This window comes from Pseudorhodobacter sp. MZDSW-24AT (assembly GCF_002794355.1).
GTDB lineage: Bacteria > Pseudomonadota > Alphaproteobacteria > Rhodobacterales > Rhodobacteraceae > Pseudotabrizicola.
Window position 1 is genome coordinate 713,870 of the sequence record NZ_PGOI01000008.1, and the last position, 21,802, is coordinate 735,671.

The 21,802-nt window shown below is 63.4% G+C and carries 18 protein-coding genes; 5 read left to right on the forward strand and 13 right to left on the reverse strand.

Features of this window, described 5'->3' with window-relative positions; translation table 11 throughout:
* Positions 1-253 precede the first annotated feature (253 nt).
* The 8 genes from CUR21_RS13050 to CUR21_RS13085 form a co-directional block, all read right to left on the reverse strand.
* Complete coding sequence (locus CUR21_RS13050; RefSeq protein WP_100197438.1) at positions 254-2,020, reverse strand: adenine deaminase; 1,767 nt, start codon at positions 2,018-2,020, stop codon at positions 254-256.
* Positions 2,021-2,035: 15 nt separating this feature from the next.
* Complete coding sequence (locus CUR21_RS13055; protein ID WP_232622783.1) at positions 2,036-2,974, reverse strand: nucleoside hydrolase; 939 nt, start codon at positions 2,972-2,974, stop codon at positions 2,036-2,038.
* Positions 2,975-2,978: 4 nt separating this feature from the next.
* A complete protein-coding gene (locus tag CUR21_RS13060; RefSeq protein ID WP_100197440.1) occupies positions 2,979-3,995 on the reverse strand; it encodes an ABC transporter ATP-binding protein in 1,017 nt (338 codons plus the stop codon).
* On the reverse strand, positions 3,988-4,764 hold the full coding sequence (locus tag CUR21_RS13065; RefSeq protein WP_100197441.1) for an ABC transporter permease: 777 nt from the start codon (positions 4,762-4,764) through the stop codon (positions 3,988-3,990). Before CUR21_RS13065 ends, CUR21_RS13060 begins: the two co-directional genes overlap by 8 nt.
* Positions 4,761-5,594, reverse strand: a complete 834-nt coding sequence (locus CUR21_RS13070; RefSeq protein ID WP_100197442.1) for an ABC transporter permease — start codon at positions 5,592-5,594, stop codon at positions 4,761-4,763. The genes CUR21_RS13065 and CUR21_RS13070 overlap by 4 nt, the downstream gene beginning before the upstream one ends.
* A gap of 65 nt (positions 5,595-5,659) precedes the next feature.
* Entirely contained in the window at positions 5,660-6,682 is a 1,023-nt protein-coding gene (locus CUR21_RS13075) for an ABC transporter substrate-binding protein (RefSeq protein ID WP_100197443.1), read from the reverse strand.
* On the reverse strand, positions 6,679-7,692 hold the full coding sequence (locus CUR21_RS13080; protein WP_100197444.1) for a LacI family DNA-binding transcriptional regulator: 1,014 nt from the start codon (positions 7,690-7,692) through the stop codon (positions 6,679-6,681). The genes CUR21_RS13075 and CUR21_RS13080 overlap by 4 nt, the downstream gene beginning before the upstream one ends.
* 323 nt (positions 7,693-8,015) lie before the next feature.
* Complete coding sequence (locus tag CUR21_RS13085; protein WP_100197445.1) at positions 8,016-8,684, reverse strand: GntR family transcriptional regulator; 669 nt, start codon at positions 8,682-8,684, stop codon at positions 8,016-8,018.
* Between the two features lie 72 nt (positions 8,685-8,756).
* Here CUR21_RS13085 and CUR21_RS13090 point away from each other — a divergent pair, with 72 nt between their 5' ends.
* Positions 8,757-9,806, forward strand: coding sequence for an AbrB family transcriptional regulator (locus CUR21_RS13090; protein WP_369802527.1), 1,050 nt, complete (start codon positions 8,757-8,759; stop codon positions 9,804-9,806).
* Between the two features lie 995 nt (positions 9,807-10,801).
* Here the strand turns inward: CUR21_RS13090 and CUR21_RS13105 are convergent.
* The 4 genes from CUR21_RS13105 to dctP form a co-directional block, all read right to left on the reverse strand.
* Entirely contained in the window at positions 10,802-11,998 is a 1,197-nt protein-coding gene (locus tag CUR21_RS13105; RefSeq protein ID WP_100197448.1) for an AGE family epimerase/isomerase, read from the reverse strand.
* 21 nt (positions 11,999-12,019) lie between these two features.
* Complete coding sequence (locus CUR21_RS13110) at positions 12,020-13,855, reverse strand: DUF2264 domain-containing protein (protein WP_100197449.1); 1,836 nt, start codon at positions 13,853-13,855, stop codon at positions 12,020-12,022.
* Positions 13,852-15,765 (reverse strand): TRAP transporter large permease subunit, encoded by a 1,914-nt coding sequence (locus CUR21_RS13115; RefSeq protein WP_198431693.1) that lies wholly within the window; start codon positions 15,763-15,765, stop codon positions 13,852-13,854. Before CUR21_RS13115 ends, CUR21_RS13110 begins: the two co-directional genes overlap by 4 nt.
* Before the next feature lie 99 nt (positions 15,766-15,864).
* A complete protein-coding gene (gene dctP, locus CUR21_RS13120; RefSeq protein WP_157792015.1) occupies positions 15,865-16,845 on the reverse strand; it encodes a TRAP transporter substrate-binding protein DctP in 981 nt (326 codons plus the stop codon).
* A 187-nt stretch (positions 16,846-17,032) separates the two neighbouring features.
* Here dctP and CUR21_RS13125 point away from each other — a divergent pair, with 187 nt between their 5' ends.
* Both CUR21_RS13125 and CUR21_RS13130 read left to right on the forward strand, forming a co-directional pair.
* The gene (locus CUR21_RS13125; protein WP_100197451.1) at positions 17,033-18,217 is read left to right on the forward strand and encodes a glycoside hydrolase family 88 protein; all 1,185 of its coding nucleotides are present in this window, start codon (positions 17,033-17,035) and stop codon (positions 18,215-18,217) included.
* A gap of 98 nt (positions 18,218-18,315) precedes the next feature.
* Positions 18,316-19,329 carry a LacI family DNA-binding transcriptional regulator gene (locus CUR21_RS13130; protein ID WP_100197452.1) on the forward strand — a complete coding sequence of 338 codons (1,014 nt, stop codon included), beginning with the start codon at positions 18,316-18,318 and terminating at the stop codon, positions 19,327-19,329.
* A 120-nt stretch (positions 19,330-19,449) separates the two neighbouring features.
* Here CUR21_RS13130 and CUR21_RS13135 read toward each other — a convergent pair whose 3' ends face one another.
* Positions 19,450-20,349: a LysR family transcriptional regulator gene (locus CUR21_RS13135; protein WP_100197453.1), complete on the reverse strand. Its 900-nt coding sequence runs from the start codon at positions 20,347-20,349 to the stop codon at positions 19,450-19,452.
* A 204-nt stretch (positions 20,350-20,553) separates the two neighbouring features.
* On the opposite strand from CUR21_RS13135, the gene CUR21_RS13140 reads away from it, so the two are divergent.
* Both CUR21_RS13140 and CUR21_RS13145 read left to right on the forward strand, forming a co-directional pair.
* Positions 20,554-20,793, forward strand: coding sequence for a hypothetical protein (locus tag CUR21_RS13140; RefSeq protein WP_100197454.1), 240 nt, complete (start codon positions 20,554-20,556; stop codon positions 20,791-20,793).
* A 437-nt stretch (positions 20,794-21,230) separates the two neighbouring features.
* Positions 21,231-21,800 carry a DUF2796 domain-containing protein gene (locus CUR21_RS13145; RefSeq protein WP_157792016.1) on the forward strand — a complete coding sequence of 190 codons (570 nt, stop codon included), beginning with the start codon at positions 21,231-21,233 and terminating at the stop codon, positions 21,798-21,800.
* Positions 21,801-21,802: the final 2 nt, after the last annotated feature.

Consider the following 21,802-nt stretch of genomic DNA (forward strand, 5'->3'; position numbering starts at 1 on the left):
TAAAACTCATTAGCTAGCTAAGTATATTCTTGCAGGCTTTCAAGACCCGACGGTTCTTCGTCGGGCTGGTTCAGTTGCGCTTTCCTGTGCGCAGGCGGACAAGGCACCGGGCATTGTCTGTGTGACAGGCACGGGTCTTCGCAAAGGCCGCAGAGACCCATTGATTGGGAAATCCGGTCTCGCCCGGCCCCACGCCCCCCTGTCCGGGGTTCATGCAGGTTCTGATGCGGTCAGGCCAAAGCCCGAGACCGCTTCAGCCAGCGACCACGGGCCGGATCTCGCCCGAGCCGCCGTCACATATCCCAACGTCGGTGACATGCGGGCCGGGGTTGCACGCCAAAGACGCGCCAACAATCGCCTTGAAACTGCGCAAGGGCGGCAGCCAGTCGGCCACCCGATCCGCTGCGGCCCGAAGTGCGGCCAGCTGTGCCCCCACCTCGGCAACAGGTGCATCGGACAGAAGGCCACAGACGGGCAAGGGCAGCACCGCCAGAACCTGCCCCCGCTGCGCCACCGCCATGCCCCCGCCACAGGCGATCAGCGCGTTTGCGGCAAGGGCCATATCGCCCGTGTCCGAGCCAAAGACATTCAGGTTGTGGCTGTCATGCGCAACGGTGGTGGCAATTGCCCCCGACCATGTGCCCCAGTCCTCGAGCAAACCCACAACAGGCTCCGCCGGGGCAAGCCCGTGCCGATGCACCACCGCCATGCGCAGCATGTCAGCCGGCACCTGCACCCGCCCGTCCTGCACGGGGAGGCGGGCCGTTCCCCATTCGGTAAAGCGCGGGCGCTTGACTGTATTCACGGTGACACTGTCACCGCTGGCCGCAATCTCGAAATCCTGCGCGGTCAGGCGTGGCAGCTTCATCGTGTCGGTAAAGCGCAAGTCAGTGGCCGGCCCCTCACCGCGCAATGCCGTGCCGCCTTCGGCCACCACCCGGCCCGACGCCAGCACACGAGCCGCGCGAAACCCGGTCAGATCGTGAAACGCCACGATATCGGCCCGGCGGCCCGGCGCGATCAGCCCCAGATCCGCCCGGCCCAACCGCATCGCGGCGTTGAGCGTTGCCGCCCGCAGCGCATCCACCGCGCCCAAACCATGCCCGACCAGGCGCCGCAGCACATCGGCCATCCCGCCCGCCCGGTGCAAGTCATCGGGGAAGACATCGTCGGTGCAGATGGTGAGGGTCTGCGGCACATGGGGCAAGCCCGCCAAGGCCTGCACCACCCCCGGCAGCACATAGTCGTGCGATCCGCGCAATTCGATGCAATAGCCCGCCCGCAGCTTGTCCAGAAAATCCTCGGGGCCGCTGATCTCGTGGTCAGACTGAATTCCGGCACTGGCAAAGCCTTGAACCTCGGCACCGCGCAGCCCGCGGGCATGTCCGCAAATCAGCTTGCCCGAGGCCAGCCCCGCATTCACGATGCCCGCCATCTTGTCAGACCGCGTCAGCACCCCGCGCATGTCCATCACTTCGGCCACGCCGATGATGCCCGGCCAAGCCAGCATCGTCTGCATCTCGGCAAGGTTGAACGCCGCCCCGGCGCGCTCGATCCCGGGGGCAGAGGGCACGCAACTGGGGGCCAGCACCAGCACCCGCAGGTCAAGCCCGCGCGCGGCCTCGATCGCCCAGTCGACACCCTCCAGCCCTGCGACATTGCCCACCTCATGCGGGTCCCAGACCACGGTGGTCGTGCCTTGGGGCACCACCGTTTCGGCATAGCGGCGCGGCGTCACCATCGAGCTTTCGATATGCATATGCACATCGATCAGCCCCGGCGTCAGATACTGACCCGCGCAATCAAGCACCTGCTCCGCATCCCCCCGCGTTGCCGGCGCGTGAACCGAGGCGATCAGCCCCCCCACTATGCCGATATCGGCCGGATAGATTTCCGATGTGGCGACATTCACCACCTGCCCGCCCGTCAGCAGCACATCAAAGGGCCCGGCCCCGGTGGCGGCCCGCACCGCGCGATCGCGCAAGGCGGGAAGGTCGAGGTCGTGAGGTTCGGCTTGCATGTCTTGTCTTTCGTGTCAGGCTTGCGCCATGCGGATCAGGCCCGCATGAAATTGTGCGCGAATGATGTCCGCCTGCGGCGCCGTTGCGACGCGGGCATTGGGCGCGGCCTTGTGGCGGCGCCATTCGATCACCGTCATGCCGCGCGTGAGGGTGCCGTGCAATTCGGCGGCGATGAACACCGCTTCCTGCTGCGATAGGCCGGGGTCCAGCGCCAAGGCTGCCGCCACCGGATCATAAAGCGCCATGGGGCGGGTGCCATTGGCCGCGATCCGGATATAGCCTTCGTAAAGATCCGCAAGCAGCGCCGCCTTTTCCCCGGGCATCGCGCGCAGCGGCGTCAGGTCGGACAGGGTCACCTGCACCTCGCGGCAGCATTCCAGCCCGACCATCAGCAGGTTCATGCCCGCGCGCAATACAAAGTCGACCGCTTCAGGGTCGACCGCCGCATTGAATTCCGCCACAGAGGTATGATTGCCGCGCGCGAAGGCCCCCCCCATCCAGACCACATCCAGCCCCTGCACCAGATCGGGCGCGGCCATCGCCAGATGCGCGAGATTGGTCAGCGGCCCCAGCGCCAGAACCCGCTTGCCCCCAGCGCGCCGCCACGCGGCCATTGCGGTCACGGCATCTTCCCCGGTCGGAACCGATGCGCCGCCCGTGGGCAGACGGCGGTTCGCACTGCGCATTCCATCCGCGCCCAGCACATAGTCGGCGGTTTGCAGCGCCCCTTTCAGCGGCGCTGCCGCACCGGGATGGATCGGCAGCGCCCAACCAAACAAGGCGATGGCGCTTTGCGCATTCCGCACGGCTTGCGTCAAAGAGACGTTGCCCGCAACGATGGACAGGCCCGCCACCTGCGCGCCTTGGGCCAGACACAGGCCAATGGCGGCCAGATCGTCAAAGCCCAGGTCAGTGTCGATCCAAAGTGATGGCGTGGTGGCAGAATGCGTCACCAGATCACACGCGCGCCAAAACTGCCGCCGCCGATACCGGCAGATCAAAGGCCAGCATGTCGCCCACCGTGTGGCGCGGGGCGGTGGCATGCGTCTCTGCCTTGATCATGCCAACGGGGCTGTCGATCAGATACTCCACCATCTCGCCCAGATAAGACGCGCCCATCACGCGGCCCCGATGTGGCCCTGCCCCCAATTGCACCGCGCGCGGCCGCCACGCCAATCCGGCTGCGGCAGGCGCGTTGGCGCAAGGCAACTGACCTTTGGGGCCTTTCAGCGCATCGCCTTGCAGCGCGAAAGTGTTCTCAAACCCGATGAACTCGGCCACAAACCCCGATTGCGGGCGTTCGTAAATCTCGGGCGGGGTGCCGATCTGTTCGATGCTGCCTTGCCGCATCACGATGATCCGGTCGGCAAGCGCCAAAGCCTCGGATTGGTCATGTGTGACATAGATCATGGTGATGCCCAGATCGCGCTGCAACCGCGCCAGCTCTGACCGCATTTCCAGCCGCAGCCTTGCATCAAGGTTCGACAACGGCTCGTCCAGCAACAAAAGCTTGGGCTCGGCGACGATGGACCGCGCCAAGGCGACGCGCTGTTGCTGGCCGCCCGAAAGCGCACGCGGCTGGCGGTCGCCAAAGGATGACAGCCCCACCGAGGCCAGCGTCGCGTTCACCCGCCGCGTGATCTCATCGCGGGCCACACCTTGCAGGCGCAAGCCAAAGGCCACGTTTTCGAACACGCTCAGGTGCGGGAACAGCGCATAAGACTGAAACACCAGCCCGATGCCACGCTTGTTGGGCGGCGTGCGGGTAATGTCGCGCCCGTCCAGCGTGATCCGCCCCGACACTGGCTGCATCAGCCCGGCCACGGCCCGCATCGTCGTGGTCTTGCCGCAGCCCGATGGCCCCAGCAGCGCCACAAGCTCGCCCTGCTTCATCGACAGGTTCAGCCGATCCACCGCGATGGTCCCGCCATAGCCCAGTGTCAGGTTCTCAAGTGTCAGGAAATCATCAGACATAGCGCGACAGTCCCAGAAGTTTTTCGGCAAGCAGCACAATGGCCAGCGACATCAGCGCCAGCAGGCCGGACAGTGCGGCAATCGAAGGGTCATAGTTGAATTCCATATAGGCCATCATGTCGATCGGCAGCGTCGACACCCCCGGCCCGGTCAGGAACAGCGACACCGGCACCTGATTGAACGAGGTGATGAAGCCGATGATGAAAGCCGCCATGATGCCATTGCGGATATTGGGCATCACCACCTTGAAGAATGCCTGCATCCGGCTGGCCCCCAGCATCACCGCGGCTTCCTCGATATCGACCCGCAGGTTGGTCAGCGATCCCGACACGATGCGCACCGCATAAGGGATCAGCAGCGCCGTATGGCCGATGAACAGCGCGGGCAGGATGCCAATGCCCATCGGGATCACCAGATAGCGCAAGAGCGACAGGCCCACGATGATGCCCGGCACAATGATCGGCGTGGACAGGATATTGCGGATCAGGCCCGCACCCGGCGGGTTGTAGCGGTCCAAGGCATAGGCCGCAGGCACCCCGATCAGCAAGGCCAGCAAGGTCGCCCCGATGCCCAGCGTGATCGAGATGGCAAAGGTCGTGCGGAAGCTTTCCACCTCGAACACCCGCGCCACCCAGCGCAGTGACAGGCCCTGCGGCGGAAAGGCCAGCGTCTCTCCGGCGGAAAGCCCCGCGACACAGATCAGCACAAAAGGACCGATCAGAAAGACAAGCACCGCCGCAAGCAGGATCTGCCCAGACAAGCGCATCATTTGGCACCCCCTTTGCCCGTGCTGGCAATGCGTTTCAGAACGACGTTGGTCAGAACGGCCATCAGGATCAGGATCACCGCGATCACGGCCGCCGAGGCGAAGTCATTGGCGACGCTGACCCGCTGATACAACAACGTCTCCAGCATCAGGACCTTGGACCCGCCCAGAATGGCTGGCGTGACATAGGCGGTCAGCGATCCGACAAAGACCAGCGTGCCACCAACGACCAGTCCTTCGCGGGTCAATGGCAGGATCACCTTCCAGAACACCTGAAACCAATTGGCCCCCAGCATCCGCGCCGCAGGCACCACATCGCGCGGCAGGTTCTCCAGCGCCGAGATCAGCGGCAGCACCATCAGCGGAAAGAACAACTGTACCAATCCGATGAACACCGCCGTTTCGGTAAACAGAATGCGCGCCGGGCTGTCCAGAATGCCCGTCGATGTCAGAAAGCCGTTCACAATCCCTGTGCGACCCAAGATCACCACCCAAGCATAGGTGCGGGCCACCGGCGAGATCATCAGCGGCAAAACCAGCGCCGCCACCAACCGCCCCCGCTGCGTGGCCGAGGCATCGACTATGGTCAATGCCACGCCATACCCCACCAGCGCCGAAACCCCAGTCACCCACAGGCCCAGACGGAAGGTCCGCCAGAACACCTCGCGGTTCAGACTCTGGCTAAAAAACTCGGTGAAGTTCTGGAAATGCCAGCCGGCATCGGTCTTGAACGCGCCGGACAGAAGGATCACCACCGGCAGCAGAAAGCCCACCAGAATGAACACAGTCGCGGGGGCCAGCAGCAAAAGGCCCAGTCTTCGATCCTGAAACATGGACCTCTCCTTGAAAGGGCCATGACCTTGCGCGGTCATGGCCAGTATGGGTCGGGGGGCTGCGCTTATTGTGCGACTTGGCTGTTCCAGCCGGACAGCCAGCTGTCACGGTTCTCCAGCAACGTCTGCGCTGGCAGGAACTGAATGGCCGCCGCCATCTCTTCGCCATAGGACAGGCCTTCGGCAATCTCGTCCGATACGCTGACTTGCGTGTTCACCGGGCTGTCCACCTGCATTTCGGCCAGCTTTTGCTGCACTTCGGTTGACAGCCAGTAATCGGCGAAGGCATGCGCCAGATCGGCGTTCTGGCTGCCCGCGACCAGCGACAGCACGTTCATGCCGCCCGCCTGGCCTTCTTTGGGGCTGGCCCAGCGCGCGGTCGGCACCGTCTTGGCAAGGTTTGCCCAGCCAAAGCGCCCGATCACCGAGGCCGCGATTTCGCCCTGCTGCATCAGCTGCGGGATCTGGCTGCCCTTTTCGTAGAAGGTCACGATTTCGTCGCGGTTCTCGCCCACCAGCGCAATCGCCTTGGCAAAGGTCGGATCATCCGATCCAAGCGCGCGCTCGATCATATACAGCGTGATCGGGCCTTGGGTGGTGGCAATGTTGGGCAAGGCCACCTGCCCGCTCATCTTGTCGCCAAAGAGATCCAGCCAGCTGTCGACTCCATCAATCACCGCCGAGTCGTAAACGATCGAGCTGCCATAGAAGGTATAGGCGATGGCCAGATTGCCCCCCACCGGATCGCGGGCAAAATCATAGATGTTGGCAAGGTTCGGCACCTGCGCAGGGTCGAACGGAGTCAGCAGATCCTTGCGCGACGCATCCAGCGCATTGGCATCGGAAAAGGCGATCAGATCGATCAGCGGCGCGGCAGCATTGGCCTCCAGCTTGGCCAGACGATCCGCCGAGTTCCCGCTTTCGATCACCAGCTTGCAGCCGCATTGCGCCTCGAACGGGGCATAAAGCGCGTCACGATAGGCATCCTGCGACACCCCGTAAACCGAGATGGTCAGCGTGCGGTCCTGCGCTTGCGCGGCAGAGACAAAGGCCAGCAGGCTGGCAGCGGTCAGAAGTGTGGCTTTCATGGGCTTATCCTGTTCAGGAGGGGGGAAGGGAAAGGGGCCGTCGACTCGCGCAATTCCAGCGCAACGGGAACAAGGCCCGGCGGCACGGTGTCATTTGCAGCATAGGCCAGTGCACGCTCGGCCACGCTGTCCAAGTCCTGCCGGACCGTGGTCAACCGGGGCGTTGTGATCTGGCCCCAGATCGTGTTGTCAAAGCCGGTGATCGAGATTTGGCCCGGCACCGGAACCCCGCGCGCCACCAGCGCCGACAAGGCCCCCACCGCCAGCGCGTCATAAGTGGCGGCAATCGCCGTCACCGCCCCCACGTGCCAGTCGGTGAAATGCGCCCGCGCCACTTCAAGCCGGTTGGGCAGCGTCAGCGAATGCACAGTCACACCCGCTGCGGCAAAAACTTCCGTCAGGCCCGCCACCCGGGCATCGTTCACGCGTGAGGCATCCCGCCCTGTCGGATCACTTGGCGCGCTCAACACCAAGACCTCGCGATGCCCCAGCCCGATCAGGTGCCGCGCGATCTGCCGCCCGCCGTCACGATGATCCGAGGCCACCGCATTCAGCGGGTTGGTTTCGGCATCAATCACAACAAGCGGCTTGCTCAGCTTTGCGGGGTCAAGCTGAGACCCGCGCATCGGAATGACAACCAGCGCATCACTGCCACGCGCCGCCAGATCAAGCAGATTGTGCTCTTGGATCTCGGGGTCGCCCATCGAATCCGCGACCATCAGCACCATGCCCCGCCGCCGTGCCGCCATGGCAAAGGCTCGGGCGAATTCGGCAAACAGCGGCATCCGGAAATCCGGCAGCACAAGCCCGATCGTCGCACTACGCCCGGTGCGCAAGGCCCGCCCCAGCCGCGACGGCGCAAAGCTCAGCTCGGCCGCCTTGTCGAGCACGCGCTGCGTCAGCTCTGGCGAAAGCCGCCCGGTGCCGTTCAACGCATTCGACACCGTCGCCCGAGAAATGCCCAAGGCGTCGGCAATGTCTTGTTGCGAAGTCGGTCTGGAGCGGGTCATCCGAGGCTCGGTTTGGCTGGTTCCTCACTAGATTACACGATTAATCAAATCAAGCCATGCTCTTTCGCGATTTTTCAAATCCGATGCGCCCAAGGCTATGGAAGTGCCGCTTTTGCAGGCAGTGCGTGCGGGACTTGCCCTCTTCTCACGCAGCGTATCGATCAGCCTGCGCGGCGCCTGTGGTGATTCAGGGATTGATCAACAGCGCCGCAGCACGCGCTTGCGACGGCACACTGCAGATGGAACACATGCAAGGAGCGCGCGCACCTTGCCTTGCGCCCTATGGCCAACCGGGCAACCTCGGTAAGGTCATGCCGCGCCGTTCAGGCCTCATCTCCCATCGGAAACTCACGGCCGCGCATGCCCCGAATGCGGGCAGAGAGCGCCGCCTCAACATGCGCCCGCATGGCAGCTTCGGCCCCGGCCCCGTCGCGCATCTGCAACGCCGCCAAAACAGCCGCATGTTCCGCAACAGCCGCGCGCGCGCGTTCGGGATCTGCCAAAGTGCTGGGCCCCAAGATCAGCAGGGTTCGTTGCAGCGCGCTCATCGACTTGATCAGAAACCTGTTGCGCGCCGTCTCTATCAGGGTGCGGTGAAAGACTCGGTTCACCTCGCGCGCCGCCGAGCCGACGGAAATCACCTCCAGCTCCGCATTCAGCGCCGCCAGTTCCGCCAGCTCGACATCCGAAGCCGCCCGCGCCGCAAGCCGCGCGGCCGTGCCCTCCAGCACGGCCCGCATCTCATAAAGCTCCACCACCTCGGCGTGGTCAAGGCTGCGGATCGTGGCCCCCTGACGGGGCAGGTGCATGACAAGCCCATCTGTCTCCAGCTGCCGGATCGCCTCGCGCACCGGGGTGCGGCTGATGCCAAGCCGCTCGGCAAGCTCTGTCTCCCGGAGCCGCGCACCGGGCGCGAGGGTTCCGTTGCGGATCTCCTCCAGAAGGCGGCGATAGGCTCCCTGCCCTTGTGGAATTTCAGTGTCCTCGGCCATCCATCGACTCACTTGCACAGAATGTATGCTGATGTATACAGTTGGATACGATTGCAGACAAGGACGCGGCTCATGCGCCTGCCACCCCTCCCAGACCTGATGACACGCCGCGTGGCAACCTTCGGCCTCGCGCTGCTTGGGGCTGGCGTCTTCCATCTTCTTGGCCTGCCCCTGCCCTTCTTGTTCGGGCCGATGACAGCCTGCCTGATCGCCGCGCTTGCGGGCGCGCCCTTGAGGGGAATGGGCACCCTATCCACGCTGGCCCGCACCATCCTTGGGGTGGCGGTCGGTGCATCCATCACCCCTGATGTGGTGGCGCGCATTCCGCAAATGGCGGGCAGTGTCGCGTTAGTGCCGCTCTATGTGGTGATCATCGGGCTTGTCGGCGTGCCCTTCTTTCGCCGCCTTGGCTATGACCCGGTCACAGCGTGGTATGCCGCGATGCCCGGCGGGTTGCAGGATATGGTGGCCTTCGGGACAGAAGCCGGGGGGGACACGCGCGCCTTGGCGCTGATTCACGCCACCCGGGTGCTTATCATCGTCTCGCTGGCGCCGCTGATCTTGACTGGCCTCTATGGCTCCAGCCTGACCGGGGCCTTGGGGGCGCCCACACTGGACCTGCCCGTGGGAGAGCTGTGCCTGATGGGCGCCGCCGCCGTGATCGGCTGGAAAGGGGCCGAGTGCATCGGCCTCTTCGGGGCCTCGATCCTTGGCCCCATGATCGTGACAGCCGCCTTGTCGCTCTCTGGGCTGATCCATAGCCGCCCCCCCGCCGAGGCCATTCTGGCAGCACAACTCTTCATCGGGCTGGGGATTGGGGTGCATTATGTGGGGGTGACCTTCCGCGAACTGCGCAGCTTCATCTTGTCGGGCCTTGCCTTTGTGGGGGTTCTTGCGGCTTTGGCGGCGCTCTTCACCGAAGCGGTCACGCTGAGCGGGCTGGCACAGCCGGTCGAAGGCTTCCTCGCGTTCGCGCCCGGTGGACAGGCGGAGATGACCGTGCTGGCACTGGTCGCGGGGGCAGATCTGGGGTTTGTCATCCTGCATCACCTGACGCGGATGGTCGTGGTGATCCTTGGCGCACCGATTGCCGCACGGGCCTTGCGCGTGCGCCGCCCCTGAGGGGTGACAAGATGGATCGGCCGTCCCGCAACGACGGCAGACCATCGGAAAGAACGTTGCGCGACAGCATCTCAGCGGCAGGATCGCCCCCACCGCCTAAGCCGCCATAGAAAGGGTGCGCAGCCCACATAGGATCGGAACACGCGTCAGGGAAGCGATGATGATGCCGCCGGTGAGGATCTGAAAGGACCCGCCGTCAACCTGCACCGCTTGATGACGAAACGTCTCGGCCTGCGGCGTTGGCATACTCGCGCCAACTGCGCGGGGCGCGCTCAGCCAAAGCGCTTCATCAGCCCCCAATCCCCCCGCGCGCCCGCAGGCCATGAAGAACGGCGGCCGCCCTCTCAGCGCCCGTCGCGCCTCAGGGCTGAAGGATCAGTCCGGCCAAGCTTGACGACGTGTTCGGCTGCCAACATGCAGGACATGTTCGCACGCCCTCTGGCGGGATCGACCTGACCCGATCAAACAAGGCCTGCGCCAGTGACCCCCGGTCAGCCGACGATCATCGCCCAAAACGGCATTGGCCCTTGCCGGACAGTCTGGGTCACTCCTCATAGCCTCAAACGCCTGCCGACTGGCCGTGACAGTTCGCGGCAGAGAGGCCAAGGATCATCTGTCCATCCGGCGTGGCGCGGGCGGCGAGCAGGGTCGCGCCCTTGCTTGGGGCCGCCACAGGGCTCGGTCACCGCCCCCCACCGGGGAGCCCGGCAGATGTGTAGCAAACAGGCGGTTCAACGCGGATGGCCCGATCTTCCGCCAGACCTGCGCGAACGGACCTTTGATCGCTTCCGTCATGGGGATGAAGATCAAGAGCTTGGCCGTGGTTTCCGACTCGCCCTCGTCAAGAACGTGGCTGCGGCCCATGATGGCGCTGCACGGCGCTTGCACGGGCCGCGCGGTCTGACAGTGGCGCCGCCCTGCTCGCCCTTCTCTTTTGATCAGGGTGACGACCGGTGTCTTGGCCGTCACCCCCGCCAAAAGGCTCTGGCGCCGCTTCATCCAAGCGAGATCAGTGCCGCCTGAACCGAATGGTAGATGTCGGGCTTTCCCTTGAAAAGACGATCCGTTGGGCGCAGCGCGTCATCCAGTTCCGGGAACCAGCCGCCGTGGTCATGGTCAATCAGGTGATCTTTGGCGAAAGTCCAAAGCCGCCGATACCAGTCTTCATCCTCTGCGCGTCCGTCAAAATCTTGCAGGGTTGCCATCGCCCCAATGGCTTCCGTGACCGGCCACCAATACAGCGCAGGTCTCGACACCTTCCCATCCGTCCCCAAGGTATAGGCAAATCCACCAGACGGCTTCCAAGCATCGGTCAGTGCTTGGGCGATCAGGCGGCGCGCCCGATCTGGCGCATCCGTCTCTGGGCGCCCGGCGAGATCCCAATGCTGCAACAGCAAACGGCCCAGCTCGAACGAATGCCCCGGCGTACTCCCCGAAGGGCGAAACATCGGATTTCCGCTATACTCAGGATCAACGCTCCAATCGCTGCGATAATGCTCAGGCAAGCGCCAGTTATAGGCCGGAGCAATTTTCTGCGTGAAAAACGCAAGGATCCGCCCGGCGCGCTCCAGAAAGCGGGGTTGGCCGGTGGCCTCAAAGGCGGCCAACAGGGCTTCCGCCCCGTGCATATTGGCATTCATCCCGCGATAGCTCGAAAAAGGCGTCCAGTCTTGGGCAAATTCATCCCGCAAAAGCCCCGCCTCCTCGTCCCAGAAATGGCGGTCGATAACAGAGTCGACATCTGCAAGGAGCTTGGCCGCATCCGGGTGACCCGCTTTGAGGGCGCTTGCCGCCGCGAGTAGAACAAACATATGGCCATAGGCAAGCTTGGTGGCATCCGCGGCACCGCCATCAGGGGCCACAGACCAGACATACCCCCCGTGCGCGGCGTCACGATGACCCGACCACAAAAACGCCATCCCCGCATCGACTATCGGCAGGCAGTCGGGTTCCCCCCAAAGATGGCCCAGCGCGTAGGAATGCACCAAACGTGTCGTCGTGTGCAATTCTTGCGGCCCCCCGGCCATCGGCGCTCCCGCCACATCCAGAATGTCAAATCGCCCATCCGCGCGCAAACTGCGCCGAAAGAACGCGAATTGGGCGCGGGCTTCCGCAGCCAACCAGTCGCGGTGAAGCGCATCGCTGCGCCAGTTGCCTTGGGCATCGGAGGAGGCAAGGGGGCCATGTGGCATCAGTCGATCCATTCCAGTCAGTCAGATGTCAGGGGTGCCGGTCAGCGCCAACACGGTTTTCCAATCGTGCCGCTGGCCTGTGACCTTGGCAAGATGCGCAAGTGCGGCCTCTGGGTCCAGCACCGAAAGGGGTGTGCCTGCCGCGCACCAACACAGCAGCACGCTTGTGCCCGCTTCGATGCGCCCCAGCAGCTGCGGCACCCAAACACACGCATGACCCAAATTTGTATTCGCCTCCGGTGCGTGAATGCGCGCAGCCCGGGTGCCGCCCAGATCAACGATCTGGCTCGTCGCGCTGTTGCCGACGCAGGCAGAGCCTTGCGTCAAGCTCTGGTGATCGGAAGTGCCATCATGGCGTGGAAGCGCAAAGCCGCCTTCGACCGTGTCAAGCGAAACAGGGGAGGTGATGACATGCCGGCGCAGGTGTCCGCCGCACCATGGCACCAGCCACGTCTCGACTCTGACATCGTCATAGGGCCACCAAACCGCATACACGGCTTGGGCCGACAGCTTGGCCGAATGACAGCCCCGCCGGGCCGTCCACGATCGCCCGTCACCTTGCACCCCCAAGGCGCTGTCCAGCGCGGCAACGTTCAAGGTCGCCCCCTTCCCCTCGACGCTGAACGGAAAGCGGGTCGAATAGGCAAACTTTGCGTATTTCTCGGCACCATGACGAAAAACCGCTGCCTCCTGCCCCGCAGCCAGCGCCACTGTCTGATCTGGCAGGCGCTGCAACAGAAATCCGGGAGCCGCCTGTGCCTCTGGCAAGGCTGGCGGCAGCGGCAGGCCGTCTGCGCTCCAGAACGGATGATCCACCGGCAAGGCCAAAGGTAGAAATGCCTTCAACGTCCAATAGGGCGAGCAGGCCGAATTGTAATCTTCCCCGATGAACGGGCTGGGATAGCCATAGCCCACCGACAGAACGCCATCCCTGTCTGCGATAGGCTGGCGGCACCAATGATTGAGATGCCGCAGCACAAGGCCCCTCAACACGCCCCATGGCAGCACGGGCACATCGCGTTCTGCCAAAGCATATGCCCCAAAGAACGCCGCCATGCCAAAGCGATATGTCATCGAACGACCATAGGCCAGACCACGCCCTTCGGCATCGAACCACGCCGCGAACTGGGGCGCGAAAAGCCGCGCGCGGGTCAAAGCCTCTTCGGTGCCGGGTTCGCTGGCATAGCGGTGCAGCAAAAGCGCATAGGTATGAAAGGCAAAGCCTGTGTAATGGTCGACGCGGCGGCCCGGCCCATCCCGATACCACCCCTCTCGCAGATACAGCGCCTCCAACGCAGCGCGATAGCCATCGCCTCCGGCGTCGGGCACAGTCTCGCCCACCTGTCGCAGTCCTGCCTCAACCAGCAATCGGAAATACATCCAGTTGTTGGCAGAGTGCTCCTGTGCGCAGGCGTGCCGAAGATAGCGGGCAACAAGGCGTTTGGCCTCTGGCGCAAGAGGCTGCCAGATACGGTCCGGCACCGCGAGCAAGGCAAAGCCCACGGCGGCCATCTCAACCAACCGCTGATCCTTTGTGCCGGGCCAGCCCCAGAATTCCGGGTGCTCCGGGTCGCAGCCATGGGCCAGACCTTGGCGAAGCCTATCCCAGTCCAGCACGTCAAACCCACCCATCGCGGCCGGAACGCCCCCCCAAAGACGGCGGGCGAACCCCTCCAAGCCGATGGCGGCACGGTCAAACGCCGCGCCAGCGGCAGACAACTCAACGCGCGCGCCACCCGGGCTCAGGTAGGCCTCCAAAGGCGCCAACAACCGGCACAGCGCCGCCGCCATATCGGCGCGCGTCTCGATCACCATTCCGGCCAGCGGATTCCACCCAAGGCCCGTCCGCGGTGTCATAGGCCGAAAAACCGCGGGATCGCCAAGGATAGCGCCGGAACATAGGTGATGAGGAGCAGGCCCGCGATCTGCAGCATGAAAATCGGGATCAGCGGCCGGGTCACCGCGCCGATCTTTTCGCCACTGATCGCGCAGGACACGAAAAGCACGGTCCCCACCGGCGGCGTGACAATGCCCATCGCCAGATTGTAGACCATGATGATCCCGAAATGCACCGGATCGACGCCAAGCTCGGTCACGATCGGATAGAAGATCGGCGTGAAGATCAGCATCGCAGGCGCCATGTCCATCGGAATTCCGACGATCAGCAACACGATGTTGATGACCAGCAGCACCATGATCTTGTTGTCGGCCACAAGGGACAACAGCGAGGCCACCGTTTCCGGGATCGAGGCAAAGGTCATCGCCCACATCATCATGGTCGAGCAGGCAATCAGAAACAGGATAGAGCCCGTCATCAAGGCGGTGTCGACAAGGATCGTATAGAGCCGCGCAAAACTGAGGCTGCGATAGAGAACGCCCAAGACAAGCGCATAGATGACCGCAACCCCCGATCCTTCGATGGCAGTAAATGCGCCCCCCAAGATGCCCGCGATCACGATCAACACCAACAGCAGGCTCGGCACCGCGCGCAGCAGGATGCGAAGCGCCTCTTTGCGGCTTGGCCGCACCGCTTCGGCTTCATAGCCGTTGCGTTTCGCATACCACCAAGCCCAGATCATCACCGACCCGCCCATGATCAGCCCGGGAAGGTATCCGGCCATGAACAGCGCAATGATCGAGGCGCTGCCCCCCGTGATCAAAGAATACACGATCAACGCGCCCGATGGCGGAATCAGCATGCCAGCCGGGGCGGAAGCCGCATTCACGGCGGTCGTCATCGCCATGTCATAGCCCTTTTCGCGGGCCACCGGATTGATGATCCCACCAATCGCCGAGGCCGCGGCGATCCCCGAACCAGACAGCGTGCCAAACAGCATGTTTGCCAAGATATTGGTGTGCCACAGGCTTCCCGGAAACCGCCCGCCCAGCAACATCGCCAGATCGATCAAACGCCGCGCAAGGCCCGTCGCGTTCATGATGTTTCCGGCCAGAATAAAGAAGGGCAGCGCCAGAAAGCCGAAACTGTCCAAGCCGTTGAACATCGTCTCGCCCACCGTCGGCAGGATGCGGGGCAGATCGAGCTGAAGGCCCAGCGTCAGCACCCCCGCCATCGCAAGCCCAATGGCAATGGGCGTTCCAAGAACCAGCAACACCGTCGCCACCACGAAAAGGACAAGCGTCGAGGTCAATTCCAGATTGCCCGCAACAGCCGCCGCCATCCAGTCCGACCGCCAGATGACCCAGACCAACCCCGAAATCAGCGCCAAGGAAACCGCCGCCGCGCCGAAGGGCGCCAGACCAATCCGCTCACCCGCGATGCGGCGTCGGATCACATCACCCTGCGTCAGAAAGATCAGAACGCCACAAATGATGATCACCGACAGCAGAATGCCCATGGGCACCCGCAGCATGGGGCTGATCATCGCACCATTCACGGCAATGCTTTTCCAGCCGCCCCAGATGAGAATGCCTCCGAAAAGGATGTTGATGAGGCTGTTCAAATGCGCCAGCGCCACAGCGCCGCGGGGGGGCAGCATTTCCCCCAACAAAGGCAGGTTCATGTGATAGCTGCCGAAAAAGCATGCGCCAGCGCCGAAAAGGCCGAGCCAGATCAAGGAGAAGCGCAAGAACTCTTCGCTCATCAGGCTGGGGCTGTTGAACACATAGCGTGCGCCCACCTGCCATGTGATCGCAGCCACCATCAGCGCCAGCAGCAAGGCCAGCAAAAGATGCGTGATCTTCTGGCCGATCTCGGCAAAAGAACCCGCCGCTTCGGGTGCCTGAACAGCGGCGAAATGGTCATCCATGCTAATCCTCCTCCTGCAGGATTGCGGCCGCCTGCCCTTGGCGGCAGCCGCGCTCGCGTCTGGGCAGGCGGTGAACACGCGTCCCCGCCTGCATGGAAATCACCGCCCCGTCAGGGTGAAGATGGCGTCGATCAAAGGCGCCTTGGCAGGATCGGCACGCGCGGCGTCATACATCGGTGTCACGGCCGACATGAACGGCGCAAGATCCGTCTCTGTCACCAAGACACCCAGTTCACTGACCGCGAGCGCAAGTTGATCAGCCTCATTCTTATCCGCAAAGGCGATCGACTCCAGACTGAGCTTCTCGAACTCCTCACGCAGGATCGCCATATCGGCCTCCCCGACACGGGTGTTGAAGTCCGGCGACGTGACGACAAAATCCGTCAACCGGGTGTGGTTGCTGACCAGCGCATGCTTGGCCACCTCGCCGAACTTGGCCACCCAAAGACCCGCGAGCCCTCCCTCGGCCCCATCCACAACCCCGGCCTGCAGGCCCGAATACAGCTCTCCAAAGGGCAGTGGTGTGGGCACCGCACCAAAAAGCGTGACCATCTCTGTATAGGTCGGACTTGCAATCGAGCGCAGCTTCAACCCTTGCAATCCCGCGAAATCGGTCACGGGCTTGGTTGTGTAGATCGACCGGAAGCCCGAAGAGATGAAGCCCAGCACGCTCACATTCTTTGCGGCGGACGCTTCTGACAACGCCGACAGAACCGTGTCATCGGTCATCACTTGGGCATATTCTTCCGACGTGCGGAACATATAGGGCAGGTTCATCACCCCAACGGCAGGCACCACCGTCTCAAGCGTGCCGGAATTGACCAGCCCGGCATCCAGCACACCGCTTTGGATCTGCTGCAGATACTGCGCCTGCTCGCCCAGAACGCCGTTGTGGAACATCTGAAACGCCACACGGCCTTCGGTTCTTTCAGCCACGGCGGACGCAAAGCTGGCCAAAAGCTGCCCAGCCGTGCTGTCTTCGGTGACATTGGTTGCCAGCCGATAGGTGTCGGCATGGATCGCTGTGGTGGTTGCCGCAAAGGCGAGCAAAGCGCCGAAGGCGCGCGAGCAGATGGTCATCGGGTCCTCCTCCTGAATGCCGCCCCCTCGGCGGCGATCGAAAAGCGCCCCCGCTCCACGGCCAAAAAGCCGACACAGGGGCGCGCCTTCTTGCTTCATCTGTAGAAGGTCAAAGTCCCGCCGTCAAGAAAGTTTCTAAATTGACGAAAGTTTATGTTAATGCGAAAACATCAGGAAAGGAGTCGCCATGACACGTTCGCAGCACACCACCTACTTTCTGACGGAAAGCCCGGCGGCCCACCGCCCCGCCTATCAAAGCGCCCTTGGCCGCAGCTTGGATCGCCTCGACAGTCTGATCGGCATCGCTGGGCTCAGAAATCCCAAGATCGGGCAGATCGGGAATCGATGGGCCTATTGCGACGGCCCGGATTGGGTCATGGGCTTTCTCTCCGGGCAACTTTGGCTCGCGTATCAACTGACCGGCAATCCTGCTCTGGCGGCCGCAGCACGGGCCCGCCGACCGCAATTCCGCGCTGTCCTCGAAAACCGAAAAGCGCGCGATCATGACCTTGGCTTCATGTTCTCGCTGTCCTCGGTCGCAGAGTTTCTCTCGACCGGGGATGAGGTCGCCCGCGCCATGGCGCTAGACGCCGCACGCTGCCTGCTGGGCCGCTTTCGCGAAGACGGGCAGTATCTTCAAGCATGGAATCCGGTCGGACCGCAAAACCGCAGCCAAGCCAAGTTCGCAAATGGCCGGATGATCGCGGACACCATTCAAAACCTAGCCCTTTTGCATTGGGCCCACCGCGAAACCGGGGTCACGGATTTCCGCGAGGTGGCCGATCTGCATGAAGACAGCAGTCTTCGGCATCTGGTGCGCGCAGATGACACCAGCTACCACACCTTTCTTTTCGACCCGGCCACGGGCGAGCCCCTGCGCGGAGAAACCCATCAAGGCTATGCCGATGAGTCCAGCTGGGCACGCGGGCAGGCTTGGCTGATCCATGGCTTTGCCAATTGCCACAGATTGACCGGCCGGAAAGCCTCTCTCGACGCCGCCTGTCGGCTGGCCGCCAAGGCAGAATTGCTGATGGGCGACTCTGCCGTCCCGGTTTGGGATTACGCCCTTCCGGCGGATGGAACGCATCCGATCGACAGTTCCGCAGCAGCCATCATGGCCGCAGGCGTTCTTATGCTGGCAGATCTTGTGCCAAAAGCCGAAGCCGCCCGTTGGCGCGCCTTTGGCCACCGGTTGCTGGATGGCCTGCTGGACCACTGCGATCTGACCCAAACCCCCGGCGCCGAAGGTTTGCTGGCGCATGGCGCAGGCCACGTTCCCGCCGGACGCGGCGACGCGATGCTGCCTTACGGTGACTACTATTTCATCGAAGCCCTGATGCGCGCGCAGGGTCACCAGACCTTCTTCTGGTAAAAACAAGAAAGCAAAACTTCAACTTTCGTTTCCAACGTCTGGTTTCGTTGTGCTATTCGATCAGACAACCATCGCAGCATGACGAAGGACACAGAAAGATGCAGCCCACCCTGCCGGCAGAGCCCACGCTCAAAGACATCGCAGATCGCGCGGAAGTCTCCGTGGGCGCGGTCTCCAAGGTGATGAACAACCGGGAAGGTGTCGGCGCCGCCACCCGCGACAAGGTGTTGCGCATCGCCGAAGAGCTTGGCTATCGCGGCCGCTCGGGCCGTCAGCAGGGCCGCATCTCGGTCATAACGCTCGAGCGCTACCTTTCCAACGATGCATTTTATGGCGACGTCCTGACCAGCATCGGCACGGCGGGTGCAGCCTGCGGGATGGAGGTCAGCATGGCCGTCTTCCGGTCGATCGAGGAAATGCTGCAACCGGGCCAATTGCCGCAAGGTCAGCCACTGCTTCTGGTCGGCGTCGACGATCCGACCCTCGTCGATGCGGTGGTGGCGCTTGGCGTTCCTGCGGTGATCGTCAATGGCATGGACCCAAGCATGCGCCTCAGCAGCCTCGCCCCGGACTATCTTTATGGAGCGGCGATCGCCACGCGGCACCTGCTGGACCTGGGTCACCGTGATATTGTGCACGTCACCCATCCTTGGCGCGAATCTCTGCGTCGCAGACTGGCCGGGTTCCGCGCAGCCCTTGAAGCGGGCGGGCTTGGTTTTGACCCAGCGCGCCACATCCTTGATCTGAACAGCCCGGGAAACATCAGCCTCTCGGCCCGCGACGTGGTCGGGGAATGGCTGGATGCGGGCCACGCGCGTCCCTCTGCCTTCTTCTGCGTCAATGATCTTGTCGCGCTTGGTGTGATACAGGCGCTTCAGGCCCGGGGGATCGCCGTCCCGGCGGATGTGTCGGTGGTCGGCTTTGATGGCCTGACGCTTGGCAGCCTGTCTGCGCCTCCGCTGACCACCATCAGGTCTGATCGGCAGGCGCTCGGGCGCCTTGCTGTCGATATGCTCACAAACCTGAGCGCAGATCCCACCACCCCCCTTCAGCGGATCAGCGTCGGTGTCGAGCTTCTGGTGAGACGCTCCACGGCAGCGCGAACAGCCTGATACGACGGCGTCAGCACCACACGCGGCCTCTCTCGCGGCCCGGCCCCGACTTGCCTCTCACCCGCCTCGTCTCGTGGCGGTGACGGCGTCCCTTTCGCGCCAAACGGCGAGGCGCCACCCTCAAGCGGCCAGCGTGGAAAACCCGTCGGGGCCCGCAAGGAAATCAAGGAAACTGCGGGTCTTGGCAGGCAGGTAACTGCGGTCAGGATAAATCGCCGACAGTGCAACCTTGGGCGCAGGAATATCTGGAAGAAGTCGCTCCAGCCGCCCTTCTGTCAAATGGGCGCGGCACACCGGATGCGGCATGATCGCGATGCCCATACCCTCTAGGGCGGCCTGAAACAACAACGTCTCGTTGGCACTTTGCAAGATCGGCGTCATCCGGATCTCTGGCGCCTGCGGGCCCAGCCCCAAGCGCACACGCCCGCCCACGCTGACCGGGCTGTAGGCCAGGAAAGGCGCACCGACCAGATCCGCAGGGCTCTTCGGACGACCGATCTGCCGTATCAGATCTGGCGACGCCACGATATAGAACGACACCTCCCCCAGACGCCGCGCGATAAGCCCTTCGTCCAAAGCCGGGCTCACGCGCAAGGCGAGGTCAAAGCCATCGTCCACCAGATTGACCTGCGCGCCACTCAGGTCCAGATCAAAGGTCACCTCTGGATGGCGCATGCGGTAAGCGGCCAGCAGGCGGATGAACCCCGGCTCTGCCAGCCAGACCGGCATGCTGATCTTCAGCATACCGCGCGGCTCGACCGTTGATTGCGCAAGCTGCGCCCCCGCCTCGTCCAGCGCATCCAGCAAAGGGCGCACGACAGCAAGGTAGTGCGCGCCAGCCTCGGTAAGGCTCACGCTGCGGCTGGTTCGGTTCAATAGCCGCGCCCCCACTTCGGCCTCGATGTGCTGGACGTGCTTGGTGGTCATCGCCGCCGAAATCTCCATCCGGTCGGCCACAGCGGCAAAGCTTTTCGCCTCGGCCACAGCGGCAAACACCCGAAGGCTGAGAAGGCTGTCCATGATGTTCTCCGGATAACTCAGGTCGCTTGGCCGCAGCGAAAGGGTGTCAAAGTGAAAGCAAAGGCGTCAACCTTTCAAATCCGCGCATGATACTGCCGGTCAAGACAAAGATCATCAACGGCCCAGCAATTGAGGCTTTGCTCCTGCCTCAACGATCGCCGACCCTGATCCGGACACACCTTTGGTCACAAAAGATCGGGGCCCGTGGCCCATGGCAGGAACGGCGCACAAGATGGCCACGGCTTCACCCTGCCCGCGCCCGTCAACCGTGGCTGGCACCTCTGCGCAGCCCGGATTGCCCTTGCCGGACCCGACCTGATGGAAGCGCAGCCCCCCCTGCCCGCCGAAGCGGCCGCCAGAATGGGCGCGGTCTGGATGCCGGAAGTGCAGATTGCGCGGCCCCGCTTCATCGCGATAAGGCAGGTCTCGGGCGTCATCGGCTGACCTTGCCGTCCGCAACGCCAACGGCCTTCCCAAGCGGCGGACGTGGCCCCGCTTGACCTTGTCGGGCACCAATCTTGACCGCGCTGCGGCCCCCCGAGCTTCGGTCTGGTGCGCCGGGCCGACCCGGGGCCGGGCCTTGCGCGCGACGCCTCCAAAACCCCTCCAAAGGCTTTCGCCGCTTTGGCGGCAAGCGTGGCCTCTTCGCCTACGCCTTCCGCAAGGAAGAGCCATCGGCGCCTATGGTCCCGACACGTCGCCAGTGATGACTGACCACGCCCTGACAATAGCGAAAGTTTATATAATCCCAGCGGCGTTCGGAAAACCCTCCCCCCCCGCCTAGCATGATCAGATGCAAACCGCCTGCGCGCCAAGGTTGAAGCGCACCGTTGCGCAGGGCGCCTGCAATGAGGGAGGGGAAAACAATGAAGATGGTCTTGATGGGCCTTGGCTTGATTGCTGCCAGCCTGCCCGCCGCCGCGCAGGCCGAGACGCGCCAACTCGGAACGCACCTTCACGGGCATGGTCATCTGGATGTCGCAGCAGAGAATGATGCCCTGTCGATGGAGCTTCGCGTGGCCGGTGCAGACATTGTCGGCTTTGAACACTTACCGGCGAGCGCTGCCGAGCAGGCTGCCATCGAAGCTGCGCTTGCGACATTATCAGACTCCTCCAGCCTGTTCACCTTTCCAGCCGCTGCGGCCTGCCGACAAGAAAGCGCCGAAGCCAGTCTGGTGGTTCTTTCCGATCCCGCTGAAGACGAGCCCCACGGCCACAGCCACAGCCATGCCCACGCGGAAGACAAGGTTGACGGTGGCCATGCAGAATTTCACTCCCGCTACCTGTTCATCTGCGACAATCCCGCCGCGTTGGACCGCATCGCGCTGTCCTATTTTGAAGCGTTCACAAACGCGCAAGAGCTGACGGTGCAACTCGTCGCCGATGGAGCAAGCTTTGGCCACGTGGTGACCAGAGCGGCACCCGTGCTCGATCTGCCCCGCCGCTTCTGACC